The organism is Curvibacter sp. AEP1-3 (genome assembly GCF_002163715.1).
In the GTDB taxonomy this organism is placed as follows: Bacteria; Pseudomonadota; Gammaproteobacteria; order Burkholderiales; family Burkholderiaceae_C; genus Allorhodoferax.
Window position 1 is genome coordinate 1,563,900 of sequence record NZ_CP015698.1, and the last position, 13,051, is coordinate 1,576,950.

The window sequence follows — 13,051 nt, forward strand, 5'->3', positions numbered from 1 at the left end:
GGCGAATCAACCTCAACGGCCCAAATAAACTTCAATCACACGCTCATCGGCCTGCACCTGATCCAGCGTGCCCTGGGCCAATACCGAGCCGTCACACAATACGGTGACGATGTCACTGATGGTGCGGATAAAGCTCATGTCGTGTTCCACCACCATCAGGGAATGTTTGCCCTTGAGGCTCAAAAACAGCTCAGCGGTGCGCTCGGTTTCCTCATCCGTCATACCGGCCACCGGTTCATCCAACAGCAGGAGCTTGGGATCTTGCATCAGCAACATGCCGATCTCCAGCCACTGCTTCTGTCCGTGGCTCAGGTTGCCGGCGAGACGTCCCACACTGTCTGCGAGGTGAATGGTGTGCAGGATGTCTGCCAGACGGTCCCGCTGTGCAGAGTCCAGCTTGAAGAACATGGAAGCTTTGACGCCCTTGTCGGTCTTCAAGGCCAGTTCCAGGTTCTCAAACACCGAGAGTTGCTCAAACACGGTGGGCTTTTGGAACTTGCGCCCGATGCCCAGCTGTGCGATCTCGGACTCTTTGTAGCGCAGCAGATCGATGGTGCTGCCGAAGTACACGGTGCCGCTGTCCGGCCGCGTCTTGCCGGTGATGATGTCCATCATCGTAGTCTTGCCCGCGCCATTGGGCCCGATGATGCAGCGAAGCTCGCCGGGCGCGATGTCCAGCGACAGGTTGTTGATGGCCTTGAAGCCATCGAAACTCACGTTCACATCTTCCAGGTAAAGAATGCGCCCATGGGTCACATCCACTTCGCCCTGGTTGGCTAGCCGGCCGAACCCTGCAGTGCGACCGCCTGACTCGGTCTGAGCTGTCTGTTCGGCCAGTGCGGCCAAGCGCGCCTCTACGCGGCGCGCGCCTTGTTCCAACAGATCGGGAGTCATGCTTTCCCTCCCTTCAGTTTCTTGATCAATCCCACCACGCCGTCGGGCAGGAACAAGGTGACACCAATGAAGAGCGCACCGAGGAAATAGAGCCAGAACTCAGGGTAAGTCACCGTGAGCCAGCTCTTGGCACCGTTGACCAAGAAGGCCCCCACGATGGGCCCGATCAGCGTCGCCCGCCCACCCACAGCGGCCCAGATGGCAATCTCAATCGAGTTGGCCGGGCTCATCTCACTCGGGTTGATGATGCCGACCTGAGGCACATAGAGCGCGCCGGCCACGCCGCACATCATGGCCGAGATGGTCCAGATGGTGAGCTTGTAGCCCAGCGTGGAATAGCCGCTGAACATGACGCGGCTCTCCGCATCCCGCACCGCCTGCAACACCCTGCCGAACTTGCTGCCCACCAGCCAGCGGGCCAGCAGGAAGAACAGCAGCAAAGTCACCGAAGTCATGACGAACAAGGTCATGCGCATGCTGGTGGTGGCAATCGGGATGTCCAGAATTCGCTTGAAGTCAGTGAAGCCGTTGTTGCCACCAAAGCCGGTTTCATTGCGGAAGAAGAGCAACATGGCCGCAAATGTCATCGCCTGGGTGATGATGGAAAAGTAAACCCCCTTGATGCGCGAGCGGAAGGCAAAGTAGCCGAACACAAAGGCCACCAGCCCCGGCACGGCCACTACCAAAAACAGCGTGGCACCGAAGCTGCCGGACAACGCCCAATGCCAAGGCAATTCTTTCCAGTCCAGGAACACCATGAAGTCCGGCAAATTGCTTTTGTAGTTGCCATCCAGCCCGATCTGACGCATCAGGTACATGCCCATGGCATAGCCGCCCAGCGCGAAGAACAGGCCGTGGCCCAGACTCAGGATGCCGGTGTAGCCCCAGATGAGGCCCATGGCGAGTGCGCAAATGGAATAGCACATGATCTTGGCCGTGAGTGCCACCGCAAAATCGCTCAGGTGCAGGGCACTGCCCGCAGGCACCATCAGGTTCAGTACCGGCACCAGGGCGCACAAGACAATCAGCGCAGCCAACCATGCGGCCCAACCGGCGCGCGTCAGCAAAGGTTGCGGAGTGGGTAAGGAAATGTTGCTCATGCTTCTGCGCTCCGGCCCTTCATGGCAAAGATGCCTTGCGGACGCTTCTGGATAAAGACAATGATGAAAACCAGCACAGCGATCTTGGCCAGCACCGCACCGGTCCAGCCCTCGAGGAACTTGTTCAAAATGCCGAGGCCCATGGCCGCATACACGGTTCCGGCCAGCTGGCCCACACCGCCCAGCACCACCACCATGAAGGAATCCACGATGTAGCCTTGGCCCAGGTCAGGCCCCACGTTGCCCACCTGGCTCAGAGCGCAGCCGGCCAAACCGGCAATGCCAGACCCCAGCGCAAAGGCGTAAGTGTCAATGCGGGCCGTGTTCACACCCATGCAGCTCGCAATCGGGCGGTTCTGAGTCACTCCGCGCACGAACAGGCCCAGGCGTGTTTTCTCAATCAGGAACCAGACACCTACCAGCACTGCCACTGCAAAGGCGACGATGATCAAGCGGTTGTAGGGCAAGGAGAGGTTGCCCAGCAGCTGTACGCCACCACTCATCCAACTCGGGTTTTCCACGCCGACGTTTTGCGCCCCGAACAGGGTGCGCACCAGCTGCATCAGCATCAGGCTGATACCCCAGGTCGCCAGCAAAGTCTCCAGCGGACGGCCGTACAGGAAACGGATGACGCTGCGCTCCAGGGCGGCACCCACCAGCGCCGAGGTCATGAATGCCACCGGCACTGCGGCCAGCAAATACCAGTCGAACGCGCCGGGCAGGTATTTCTGGAACAGTACCTGGACCACATAGGTAGCGTAGGCGCCGATCATCATCAGCTCGCCGTGGGCCATATTGATTACGCCCATCAAACCGTAGGTGATGGCCAACCCCAAAGCGACTAACAGCAGGATGGAACCCAGGCTGATGCCACTGAAGATGGCACCCAGGCGGTCTCCCCACGCGAGGCGGGCCTCGACGGTGCCCAAGCTTTTTTGCAGTGCGGCCTTCACGTTGCCGTCTGTTTCAGCCTGCAAGCGCTCCACCAACAATGTTTTGGTGGCGGCCTGTGCGCTATCGCCCAACTGCGTGGCAGCTTCCAAGCGCTTGGCCGGGTCTTCGCTGCCCAGCATGGCCGCAGCGCGCAGCAACTGCAGTTTTTCCTTGAGGTCCGGGGCAGTCTCGTTGGCCAGCGCTTTATCCAGCAGAGGCAGCTTGCCGGCATCCACCTGCCCGCCCAGGGTCTTGATCGCTGCGCGACGCACCGCCACATCGGGCGACAGGAGCTTGACCGCAGCCAGCGCGGTATCCAGCTCGCCGCGCATGCGGTTGTTGTTCATGACGTCTTCGGCGGTATCGGGCACAGCGACTTCCGCCTGGGTGACCGGGTCCACGCCCTTGCCGTCAACCACCATCACCGGCACTTCGCCCACGAGCTTGACGGCATCATCCGAGAGCGCCTGGATGAAACGCACCGTGCGTTCATCGGCACTTTCCACCGCTTTTTGCAATGCCGCCACGCGGGCATCGCTCTCGCCGGATGCCATGGCTTTTGCCTCTTCAGCGCTCAGCGCATATGCGCGAGCAGCTATCAAAAGCATAGCAATCATCAGCCATTGAAAAATTCGTTTTGGCATACGCCAATCTCTCCGGGGTAAAAACAACAAGCCGCCACGCCCTTTTCAAGGCTGTGGCGGCTCTGGCTAAAAGCTAGCCTCTCCCTGCCTACGCCTTATTTCTTTGCGGGCTCATCAGGCTTCTTGTCGTTGCCTTCGATGTATGGAGACCATGGCTTGGCCTTCACAGGGCCGGGTGTCTTCCAGACCACGTTGAACTGACCGTCAGCCTTGATTTCGCCGATGAACACGGACTTGTGCAAATGGTGGTTCTTTTCGTCCATCTTGGACACGATGCCGCTTGGTGCCTTGAAGGTCTGGCCGGCCATCGCTGCGATTACCTTGTCCACGTCGGTGGACTTTGCTTTTTCGACGGCTTGCTTCCACATGTTGATGCCGATGTAAGTAGCTTCCATCGGGTCGTTGGTCAATGGCTTGTCCTTGTGACCGGCGATGCCCTTGGCCTTTGCGTAGTCAGACCACTTCTTGATGAACTCGGTGTTGGCCGGGTTCTTGATGGACTGGAAGTAGTTCCATGCAGCCAGGTGACCCACCAGAGGCTTGGTGTCCACGCCGCGCAGTTCCTCTTCACCCACCGAGAAGGCCACCACAGGCACGTCCTTGGCGTTCAGGCCAGCGTTGCCCAATTCCTTGTAGAAGGGCACGTTGGAGTCACCGTTGATGGTGGACACCACTGCTGTCTTGCCGCCGGCAGAGAACTTCTTGATATCAGCCACGATGGTTTGGTAATCGCTGTGGCCAAACGGTGTGTACTTCTCGTCAATGTCAGACTCTTTCACGCCCTTGGATTTCAGGTAGGCGCGCAGGATCTTGTTGGTGGTGCGGGGGTACACATAGTCAGTGCCCAGCAGAACCCAACGCTTGGCGCCGCCGCCTTCTTTGCTCATCAGGTAGTCGACTGCGGGGATCGCTTGCTGGTTAGGCGCAGCACCGGTGTAGAACACGTTTTTGGACAGCTCTTCACCTTCGTATTGCACGGGGTAGAACAACAGGCCATTCAGCTCTTCCACGACGGGCAGTACGGACTTGCGGGACACGGAAGTCCAGCAACCGAAGATGACGGAGACTTTGTCCTGGGTCAGCAACTGCTTGGTCTTTTCAGCAAACAGGGGCCAGTTGGAAGCGGGGTCTACAACCACGGGTTCCAATTTCTTGCCGAGCACGCCACCCTTGGCGTTGATTTCGTCGATGGCCATCAACACGGTGTCTTTCAACACGGTTTCAGAAATGGCCATGGTGCCGGACAGGCTGTGCAGGATACCGACCTTGATGGTGTCAGCAGCCATTGCGGGCACGGCCGACAAGGTGGTGAGAGCGACGGCAGCGGTGAGTGCCTTCAAAGTAAAGCGACGTTGCATGTGGGCTTCTCCGGGGGGTTAAACAAATCCATCTCGCTTCTCGCAAAACAATCTCGGAAGAGGTTTTGTGATGCGATGGAGTGACTGTAGGTTTGGCCGCCCGAACCGGAAATACGCCTAGTGGCGTACACCTCTGCAAAGTCCCCACTGCAATAAAAAAGCCGGTCCGCAAAGCGGCCGGCCTGGATGGCGGGTGAGCGTGGATCAGAGCGTGGTGGTGGTCGTTGTCGTGGTAGTGCCGGTTGTGGTGCCTGTGCTTATCGCTGGCGGAGTCACGGGTGGCAGGTCGTCTGCACCGCGACCGTGACGAACGTGGCCGGGGGCGTCGTCCGTACCGCGACCCTGGCGCACGTGGCCGGCAGCATCGTCGGCGCCACGTCCGCGACGCTGACCGCCGGAATCATCGCTGCGGGTGCTGCTGGACGTACTGATGCTGCCGGAACTGGAAGATGCACTGGAGGACGAAGAAGAAGAAGAGGAAGACGAGGAGCCCGAAGACGACGATTTACCCGACGAGCCACCTTTGTCGGCCAGCGCAGATGTGGCGCTGAGAGCAAGTAACACGGTGGCACTGGTAGCTACGAGAGCAGAGCGGATGAAGGTCATGGTGAGATTCCTTAAGGTAGTTAAACTTTCACGATGTGTGTGATTGTTTCCCACACATGTTTGAACTATAAGTGTGAAATTTTCCCACGTAAAATAATTTGTGTAAATTTTTCCCACAAGCAAGTTACATTTGAGCCCATGGACAGTTCCAACTCTTCCCTCGCCGGACCACCTCCCGCGCTGGTGCGCGCACTACGCCGCGTATTGCGCCCCTTGGTGCGGGTCATGCTCGCGCAAGGCATCACTTACCCCTACCTCGCCGAGTTGCTGAAGAACCTGTTTGTCGATGTAGCTGCTACCGAATTCCGCTTGGACAACAAGGCGCCAACCGATAGCCGCGTCAGCCTGATGACGGGGGTGCATCGCAAAGACGTCTCCCGTCTGCGCAGCGAGTTGGCACAAACAACCGAAGCTGTTCCCGATGTGGTCTCCCTCGGTGCCCAGCTGGTCGCTGTGTGGCTGGGCACCGCCCGCTATTTGCACGAAAACGGCAGCCCCCTGCCCTTGGCGCGCTTTGCCAGTGAGGGTGGTGAGTTGTCTTTTGAAAGCCTGGTGGCCGGTGTGAACAGCGATATCCGCTCGCGTGTGGTGCTGGATGAGTGGCTGCGGCTGGGGGTCGTCCGCCTGGACGACGAAAACCGCGTGTGCCTGAATGCAGAAGCCTTTGTGCCCAGTGAAGGCTTCGACGAAAAAGCCTTCTATTTCGGCCACAACCTGCACGACCATGCCGCTGCGGCCGCGCGTAACCTGCTGGGCGTGCAGCCCGCGCTGCTGGAACGCAGCGTGCAATATGACGCATTGAGCGAAGCCTCCATGGCACTCCTCGCCAAGCAATCGCGCGAGGCCGGCATGAAGGCCCTGCTGGCCGTGAACAAGAACGCCCTTGCTTTGGAACAAGCCGATGCAGCCACAGAGGCCCCCAAACACCGCATGACCTTCGGCATTTACTTTTATACCGAACCCATGCCCGAAGCACCCACTGCACCTGCCGGGAAGACAGGGGCTGCCACATGAACCGCCAGCTCCATCATTTGCGCTGCCTTGCTGCAGCATTAGCTCTCATGGGAGCGCTGCACGCACAGGGCGCCAACGTGTGTGGCCACAGCGACTCGCCGGTCAACCCGCAAGCAGCAGCTCCGGGCATTGGCGGCACCGGTGACACCGCCCTGCGCCCTGGCATCGGGGGCACCGGCGATGTAGCACTCAAGCCCGGCATTGGCGGCACCGGCATCGACAACGGAGGCATAGGCGGCACCGGCATCGTGGGGGTGATTACCGGTTTTGCCAGCATCTGCGTCAATGGCATAGAGGTGCACTATGACGAGAGTACGCCGGTCAATGACAACGGGCAAACCGTCAAAACAGGCGTATTGGCGCTCGGTCAGGTGGTGGTGGTGAAGGCGAAAGGCCAAGGCGATGAACTGCAAGCCGAGAAAATTGCCTTGCAACATCTGGTGGTCGGACCGGTAGAACGGGTGGACACCGCGCGCAGTGAAGTCCGGGTTCTGGGTCAAACCTTGCGCTGGAGCGGCGAGCCGGGCACCCTGTCTGCCCTGAAACCCGGTCAGTGGGTCCGGGTCAGCGGCCTGCGCATGAGTGATGGCAGCATTGACACGACCCATCTGCAACCCATCCCACCACAAGCCCAGGCCCAACTCACCGGTCCGGCAGAACATGGGTCAGAAGGCACTCTGCGGATCGGTGAAACCACTGTCCAAACTGGGCGCCTGGGTTTTCTTGAGGGCTTGCGTGCATGGCGCGCCTCCCTCAATGGCCAGGAAGTCCGGGTTCAAGGCAACTGGGATGGAAGGCAATTGGTCGCCACAGGCATGCAGCTGCAACCCACGCGCACCACCATGGGGCCGGTAGAGCGGGTGGTGGTGGAGGGTTATGTCAAAGCCGCATCCACAGACGGTTTGGACATCGGCCAGGGACGCATGGCCTTGGGCGCACAGGTAAATGCACGGCAACGCGCCGAACTGCGGGAAGACCGCGAGCAGCGCGTGCGCATTACGGGTGTACGTGGAAGTGATGACCGCATCACCGTAGAACGGGTGGATGTGCGCCAAAGCTCAGAAAAGCGAGTCCGCTCCAGTGGCAAAGGCGAGGGCGGCAGCCGCAGCGGCAAATCGGAAGATGCAAGCGGGCAGGACGATTCCAAATCAGGCAGCTCCGGCAAAAACGAAAGCGGAGACGACAGCAAGAGCGGCAGCACCGAGAGCGGAAGCGGGAAGACCGAATCGACATCCGGCGGTAGCGGTAAAACGGAAAGCTCGGGCAGTTCAGGCAGTTCGGGAAGCTCAAGTGGTTCCGGTAGCTCTGGTAGCTCAGGAGGGTCTGGGAGTTCTGGCAGCTCGGGTGGACGCAGCAAAGGAAAATAGCTAAGGTAGAGGTCTTAGCGCATAGTCACTATATTTTTCATAGCTACCTGCGCATATTCCATGAGCACCAGACGCCGATTTATCTCAACAACCTTGGGGCTTGGCAGCATTGCCGGTTTGGCCGAGGCGCTGGCCATGGGCCAGAAACCATTTCAGAGTGGCATACGCCGAATCAAAGGTGATGTGCGATTGAATGGCAGCCCCGCCAAGGTGGACCAAGCCGTGATGCCGGGCGACACCATTGCCACTGGAGCCAATAGCGAAGTGCTGTATGTGATGGCCAACAACGCCTACCTCATGCGCGACAACAGCGTGATCCAGTTTGTGCAGGATGGTGCAGTCGGCGTCTTGCGCTTGATCACGGGCAAAGTGCTGGCGGTGTTCGGCCCCGGCCCCAAGCGGCTCGAGACCCCGGCAGCCACCATAGGCATCCGCGGCACTGCTTGCTATATGGAAACGATGGAGGCCAAGCTCTACTTTTGCCTGTGCTACGGCACTGCCGACATCCAGCCCCTGGCCGACGCCACCCAAGCACGCACCCTGACCACGCAGTACCACGACGCGCCGCTGTACATAGGTCGCGAAGCTGGTAGGCACCTGATGGAACCTGCACCGGTCATCAATCACCGGGACTTGGAACTCATCTTGCTGGAAGAAGCCGTAGGCCGCCAGCCACCGTTCATGCAGCGCGGCAACCGGGACTCCAACGGTTACTGAGCCTTCAGCGTGTATTCAGAGCCCTGCACGCAAAGTCCCTCAAGCTGTCAACAAAGTCACAAAAACGCGCACCGTCCGGGTGCCAAATGTTCACCGTCGAACAGTTGCCCTTGAGCACTTGACGGCTCGGGCCTAACGTTGAGCTTTCTCACCATCGCTAGCCAACACCCCTTGGCGGGGCCCAGCCATGACACCCATCACGGACACACTTCCAGACCCGGCATCGCCTGCCATGCGCAAGGCGGCGACCTCCTTGATCCTGAACCAGCTCAGCGAACTGGTGGCGCAGGACACGGACTGGATGGCTGCTTGCCGCAAGCGCATCAAGGACCGGATGTCGGATGCCAAACACATCACCTTCAACAACGACCTCAAGATCCGACTGATCGAAAGCCAACTTGAAAAAGGGACCGCGGCAGCCGAGGGCGCGCCACCGGTCAAAACTCTGATCCAGGAACACCAGGCCCTGACCGACAAAAACCACCAACTCCAACGCACCGCACACGTATGTGCGCTTGCCTTGAAATTGATGGATCAACAGGCTCAGGCTGCGGTGGCTATCTCGCCGAAACGGAAGCTGGAGGCGGTCACGCCACCAAAAACGGTCTCGTCGTGATACACACACTCTGCAGCATCGTCATAGGCGGCTCCCACGGCCACCATGAGGGGCAGCAAGTGCTCTTCGCGAGGGTGGCAAATTCGGGCCGCAGGCGCTGATTCCCAGTTCACCAATGCCTCTGCGCGCACGGAAGGCGATGCAACCATCGCTTCCTGCAACCAGACGTCAAAAGCCTTGGAAGGAGCCCGCCCGCCGGAACCGAAATTGCGCAGATTGTGATAACTCAGGCCGCTGCCCACAATCAACACGTCTTCATCCCGCAACGGCGCCAAAGCCCGACCCAGGGCAATGTGCTCTGCCGGGTCCAGCCCTGCGCGCAGGGACATTTGCAATACGGGCACCTTCGCGTCCGGGTACATCACGGCCAAGGGCACAAAAGTGCCGTGGTCGTAGCCGCGCTGAGGGTCCAGTGCCACCGGCAAGCCGGCTTCCTGCAGCAATCCCTGCACCCGCAGCGCCAGCTCCGGGGCGCCCGGCGCGGGATACACCACCGAGTACGTGTGTGCGGGAAAGCCACCATAGTCGTAAACCATGCCGGGCGCGGGGTTGGAGCCCAGCGTGAAGGCCCGCTCTTCCCAATGGGCGGTAATCATCAAAACAGCTTTGGGCGTGCGGCCGATCTGGCGTGGCATATCGGCCAGTGCGGTGTCCAGGCTGGCCAGCATGTCGCGCATGTCGGGCATCCAGGGCCAGGGGCCACCACCGTGGGACACAAAGTAGGTAGGCAGTCGGGTTGTCATAAGGTTCTCCTAGTCATTGGTGCGCAATGCAATGGGGCTCAGTGGCCCAAGTCAATGGTGGCGGCCAGCGGCACACCGGCAGGCGCTTCGTAGTCTGCCAACACCCAGGCGCGCGGGCTGTGCGCCGCCGCATCCTGCAGCAGCTCGGTGATGGTGCGTATGGACCCGCGGTCCAGGGCAGCAAAAGGCTCATCCAGACATGTCAATTCGGCTCCACTGGCACACGCCGCCGAGATCCAGACTTTGCGCTTGGAGCCGGTGGACAACATGTACATGGGCTTGGGCAGATGTTCTTCAAGGCCTAGCGCCGAAACAAGCTCTGCACACAGTTCCGCATTCCACTGCGGCCACTGGCGGCGACTCTGCTGGAAAAATTGCGCTGCAGGCGTCTGGTCCCAGGCACTGGTGCGCGGATCCATCCAGAAGGCTTTTTGCCGGTACTGCGCGGGCTGACTTTGCAGGCCGGTACCGGCCAGTTGCAAGCTGCTGCCTGCTACCGCCAAATCGCCGGCCAACATGCGCAACAGGCTGCTCTTGCCCCGCCCTTCCCCGCCGGTCACCAGCGTCACACCCGACTGCAACTGCACATCCAAAGGGCCCCACAAGGTGTGCGGTCCCACGCTGCAGCGCAAGCCGCGCGCAAGGAGTACCGGGGTGTTGGAAACAGATTCAGCCGACATGGAAAGGCAAACTCCGGAAATAGAACGCTATAAAAACAATAGCTTCTCGCGCACAGCAATCGTGCGCCAGAGCCTGATTTTGCATAAAAAAAGGCCAGCCTTGCGGCCGGCCTTCCGGTGGGCAGCGGTAAGAACCGCGCCGTTTTCGCAATTACTGCTTGATAGCTTCGAGTGCGATGGTGATGGTGACGTCGTCAGCCACTGCAGGCGCGAACTTGCCTGCGCCGAATTCGCTGCGCTTGATAGTAGTGGTGGCATTTGCGCCGATAACTTCTTTCTTGTTCATCGGGTGAGCGGTGGACACGAAGTTGGTGAGCTTCAGGGTCACAGGCTTGGTGATGCCCTTGATGGTCAGATTGCCTTCAACAGCAGCGGGCTTGTCGCCTTCAAACATCACTTTGGTGGACTTGAAAGTAGCAGTAGGGAACTTGGCGGTGTCCAGGAAGTCTTCGCCCTGAATGTGGCCGTTGAACGCTGTGGATCCGGTTTCCACAGTTTTCATTTCAATCACGACATCCACTGCGCCCGTCTTACCAGCCTTGTCGAAAGACACGGTTCCGGTGGTTGTGTTGAAACGGCTTTGCTGAGTAGACAAACCAAAGTGGTTGTAGGAGAAGCTGGAGAAAGTGTGGGAAGAGTCAATCGCGTAGGTCGCGGATTGGGCGCTGGCAGCGCCGGCGAAAGCGGACAGTGCCAAAGCGGCAGCGATGAGGGAAGTACGCATGAAAACTCCTGATTTACGGGTTGGTTAAAAAAGAACTGGAAAAAACTTAAATCTTGCCCACGCCGGTCAGCGCGAGCTTGAACTTGACCTGCACATCGTCAGCGACCATGGAGGTGTCAGCCCACTCGTTCTCGCCGATCTTGAAGGCGAGGCGCTTGAGCGGGAACGTACCGGTCACGGTGGTGGTCGCACCGCTCTGGGCCAGGGCCACAGGCACCACCACATCACGGCTGTTGCCCTTGATGGCGAGCTTGCCGCTCACTTCAAACTTGCCACCACCCAGGCCTTTGACGGCGGTGGACTGGAAGGTCGCTTGTGGAAACTTGGCCGTGTTGAACCAGTTGGGACGGGGCAGCTCGGCGTCCGTTTCAGGAACACCCAAAGTGGCGCTGGCGATGTCAACGGTGAATGCAATCTTGCTGGTGTCGGGCTTGGCAGGATCAAAAGCAATTTGTGCATCAAACTTCTTGAAGCGGCCTTCCACCGGCACCCCCATCTGCTTGCTCACGAACACGATCTCGCTCTGGGCGGGCACCAGCTTTTGCTGGGCAAAAGCGGACACCCCCATGAATGCAAATGCTGCAATGGCAGTGGACAGAAATACACGGGAAACCAACATGTCAAATCCAATCAAAAAATCGGGCCAAAAGGGAGTTCAATCGCGGCCGGGCAACATGCGGTTGATCAGGCCATCGCGGTCTATCCACTGGTGCTTGAGTGCAGCGGCAATGTGCAGACCGGCCAGTCCGATCAAGGCAAACGCACTAAGTTCATGAAAGGGCTTGATCATTTCGGCCAGCGCTTTGTCAGCAGGCACGAAATCAGGCAAAGGCAATACGCCGAATACCACGATGGGGAAGCCCGCCGCAGAGCTATAGGCCCAGCCGATCAGCGGCACCAGGAAAAACAGGGCATACAGCGCGTGGTGGGTGCCATGGTGGGCCCAGTGTTGCCACGCAGGCATGGCCGCAGAAATTTTGCCGGGCAGTTCAGGCGGACGGTGCGTCAAGCGCCACAACAGGCGCAACGCGGACAGCGCCAGGATAGTGATACCGGCCCATTTGTGCCAGTTGTACAGCTTCAGACGGGTGGGCGAGAAAGGCAGGTCGGTCATGTACAGACCGACTGCAAAAATCCCGATCAGGGCCAGCCCCAGCACCCAATGCAACACGATGGCCGTAAGGCTGTAGCGCTTGGTGCCAGCGGCGAAGGAGGAGGTGTGGTTAGATGCCATGCGTAGAAGTCTAGGGGGGCATGAATTGCTGATTTTTGAATCTAATTGATGACTTGATTCAAAAAATGTGAACAGTCAAGTTCCCGGATCCGTATGCGGAACCTCGCCAGATACGACAAACGGCGCAGCTCAGCGCCCTGAACGGCGAATTTCGCGCAACATGGACAAATACAGCCCTTCCACCTTGTCGCGGGCCCAAGGGGTTTTGCGCAAGAACTTGAGGCTGGAGCCCACACTGGGCTCAAAGGTAAAGCAGCGCACCGGGATGCGCTCGCCCAAGCCGTCCCAACCGTAGTAATCGGCCAGTTCCGTCACGATGGCCTCCAGCGTTTTGCCATGCAGCGGGTTGTTGGCCTGCTTGGCCGGTGCAGGCGGGGGCGTGTCGGTACTCATGCCGCAATTGTCGCAGGCCGCCGGAGAC

15 protein-coding genes are annotated in these 13,051 nt (G+C 59.4%); 4 read left to right on the forward strand and 11 right to left on the reverse strand.

Going from position 1 to position 13,051, the window contains the following annotated elements; translation table 11 throughout:
* Positions 1–12: 12 nt before the first annotated feature.
* From urtD to AEP_RS20855, 5 genes are all read right to left on the reverse strand, one after another.
* Positions 13–894: an urea ABC transporter ATP-binding protein UrtD gene (gene urtD, locus AEP_RS07455; protein WP_087494801.1), complete on the reverse strand. Its 882-nt coding sequence runs from the start codon at positions 892–894 to the stop codon at positions 13–15.
* Positions 891–1,994 carry an urea ABC transporter permease subunit UrtC gene (gene urtC, locus AEP_RS07460; protein WP_087494802.1) on the reverse strand — a complete coding sequence of 368 codons (1,104 nt, stop codon included), beginning with the start codon at positions 1,992–1,994 and terminating at the stop codon, positions 891–893. Before urtC ends, urtD begins: the two co-directional genes overlap by 4 nt.
* On the reverse strand, positions 1,991–3,571 hold the full coding sequence (gene urtB / locus AEP_RS07465) for an urea ABC transporter permease subunit UrtB (protein ID WP_087494803.1): 1,581 nt from the start codon (positions 3,569–3,571) through the stop codon (positions 1,991–1,993). The genes urtC and urtB overlap by 4 nt, the downstream gene beginning before the upstream one ends.
* Positions 3,572–3,666: 95 nt before the next feature.
* Positions 3,667–4,929, reverse strand: a complete 1,263-nt coding sequence (urtA, locus tag AEP_RS07470) for an urea ABC transporter substrate-binding protein (RefSeq protein ID WP_087494804.1) — start codon at positions 4,927–4,929, stop codon at positions 3,667–3,669.
* Positions 4,930–5,133: 204 nt separating this feature from the next.
* Positions 5,134–5,535 carry a hypothetical protein gene (locus AEP_RS20855; RefSeq protein WP_087494805.1) on the reverse strand — a complete coding sequence of 134 codons (402 nt, stop codon included), beginning with the start codon at positions 5,533–5,535 and terminating at the stop codon, positions 5,134–5,136.
* Positions 5,536–5,673: 138 nt separating this feature from the next.
* On the opposite strand from AEP_RS20855, the gene AEP_RS07480 reads away from it, so the two are divergent.
* The 4 genes from AEP_RS07480 (at position 5,674) to AEP_RS07500 (ending at position 9,249) form a co-directional block, all read left to right on the forward strand.
* Positions 5,674–6,549 (forward strand): DUF6502 family protein, encoded by an 876-nt coding sequence (locus tag AEP_RS07480; RefSeq protein WP_087494806.1) that lies wholly within the window; start codon positions 5,674–5,676, stop codon positions 6,547–6,549.
* Positions 6,546–7,916, forward strand: coding sequence for a DUF5666 domain-containing protein (locus AEP_RS20640; protein WP_157673076.1), 1,371 nt, complete (start codon positions 6,546–6,548; stop codon positions 7,914–7,916). The genes AEP_RS07480 and AEP_RS20640 overlap by 4 nt, the downstream gene beginning before the upstream one ends.
* Positions 7,917–7,976: 60 nt before the next feature.
* Positions 7,977–8,633 (forward strand): FecR family protein, encoded by a 657-nt coding sequence (locus AEP_RS07495; protein WP_087494809.1) that lies wholly within the window; start codon positions 7,977–7,979, stop codon positions 8,631–8,633.
* Between the two features lie 187 nt (positions 8,634–8,820).
* Positions 8,821–9,249, forward strand: a complete 429-nt coding sequence (locus AEP_RS07500; RefSeq protein WP_087494810.1) for a hypothetical protein — start codon at positions 8,821–8,823, stop codon at positions 9,247–9,249.
* Here the strand turns inward: AEP_RS07500 and AEP_RS07505 are convergent.
* The 6 genes from AEP_RS07505 to AEP_RS07530 all read right to left on the reverse strand — a co-directional run bounded on the left by AEP_RS07505 (position 9,177) and on the right by AEP_RS07530 (position 13,023).
* Positions 9,177–9,992, reverse strand: a complete 816-nt coding sequence (locus AEP_RS07505; RefSeq protein WP_087494811.1) for a DODA-type extradiol aromatic ring-opening family dioxygenase — start codon at positions 9,990–9,992, stop codon at positions 9,177–9,179. The genes AEP_RS07500 and AEP_RS07505 overlap by 73 nt on opposite strands.
* A 38-nt stretch (positions 9,993–10,030) precedes the next feature.
* Positions 10,031–10,672 (reverse strand): ABC transporter ATP-binding protein, encoded by a 642-nt coding sequence (locus AEP_RS07510; protein ID WP_232459954.1) that lies wholly within the window; start codon positions 10,670–10,672, stop codon positions 10,031–10,033.
* A gap of 151 nt (positions 10,673–10,823) precedes the next feature.
* Positions 10,824–11,396, reverse strand: coding sequence for a YceI family protein (locus AEP_RS07515; protein WP_087494812.1), 573 nt, complete (start codon positions 11,394–11,396; stop codon positions 10,824–10,826).
* A 46-nt stretch (positions 11,397–11,442) separates the two neighbouring features.
* Positions 11,443–11,964 (reverse strand): YceI family protein, encoded by a 522-nt coding sequence (locus AEP_RS07520; protein ID WP_442873365.1) that lies wholly within the window; start codon positions 11,962–11,964, stop codon positions 11,443–11,445.
* Positions 11,965–12,051: 87 nt separating this feature from the next.
* A complete protein-coding gene (locus AEP_RS07525) occupies positions 12,052–12,630 on the reverse strand; it encodes a cytochrome b (protein WP_087494814.1) in 579 nt (192 codons plus the stop codon).
* A gap of 129 nt (positions 12,631–12,759) precedes the next feature.
* Positions 12,760–13,023: a VF530 family DNA-binding protein gene (locus tag AEP_RS07530; RefSeq protein ID WP_087494815.1), complete on the reverse strand. Its 264-nt coding sequence runs from the start codon at positions 13,021–13,023 to the stop codon at positions 12,760–12,762.
* Positions 13,024–13,051: the final 28 nt, after the last annotated feature.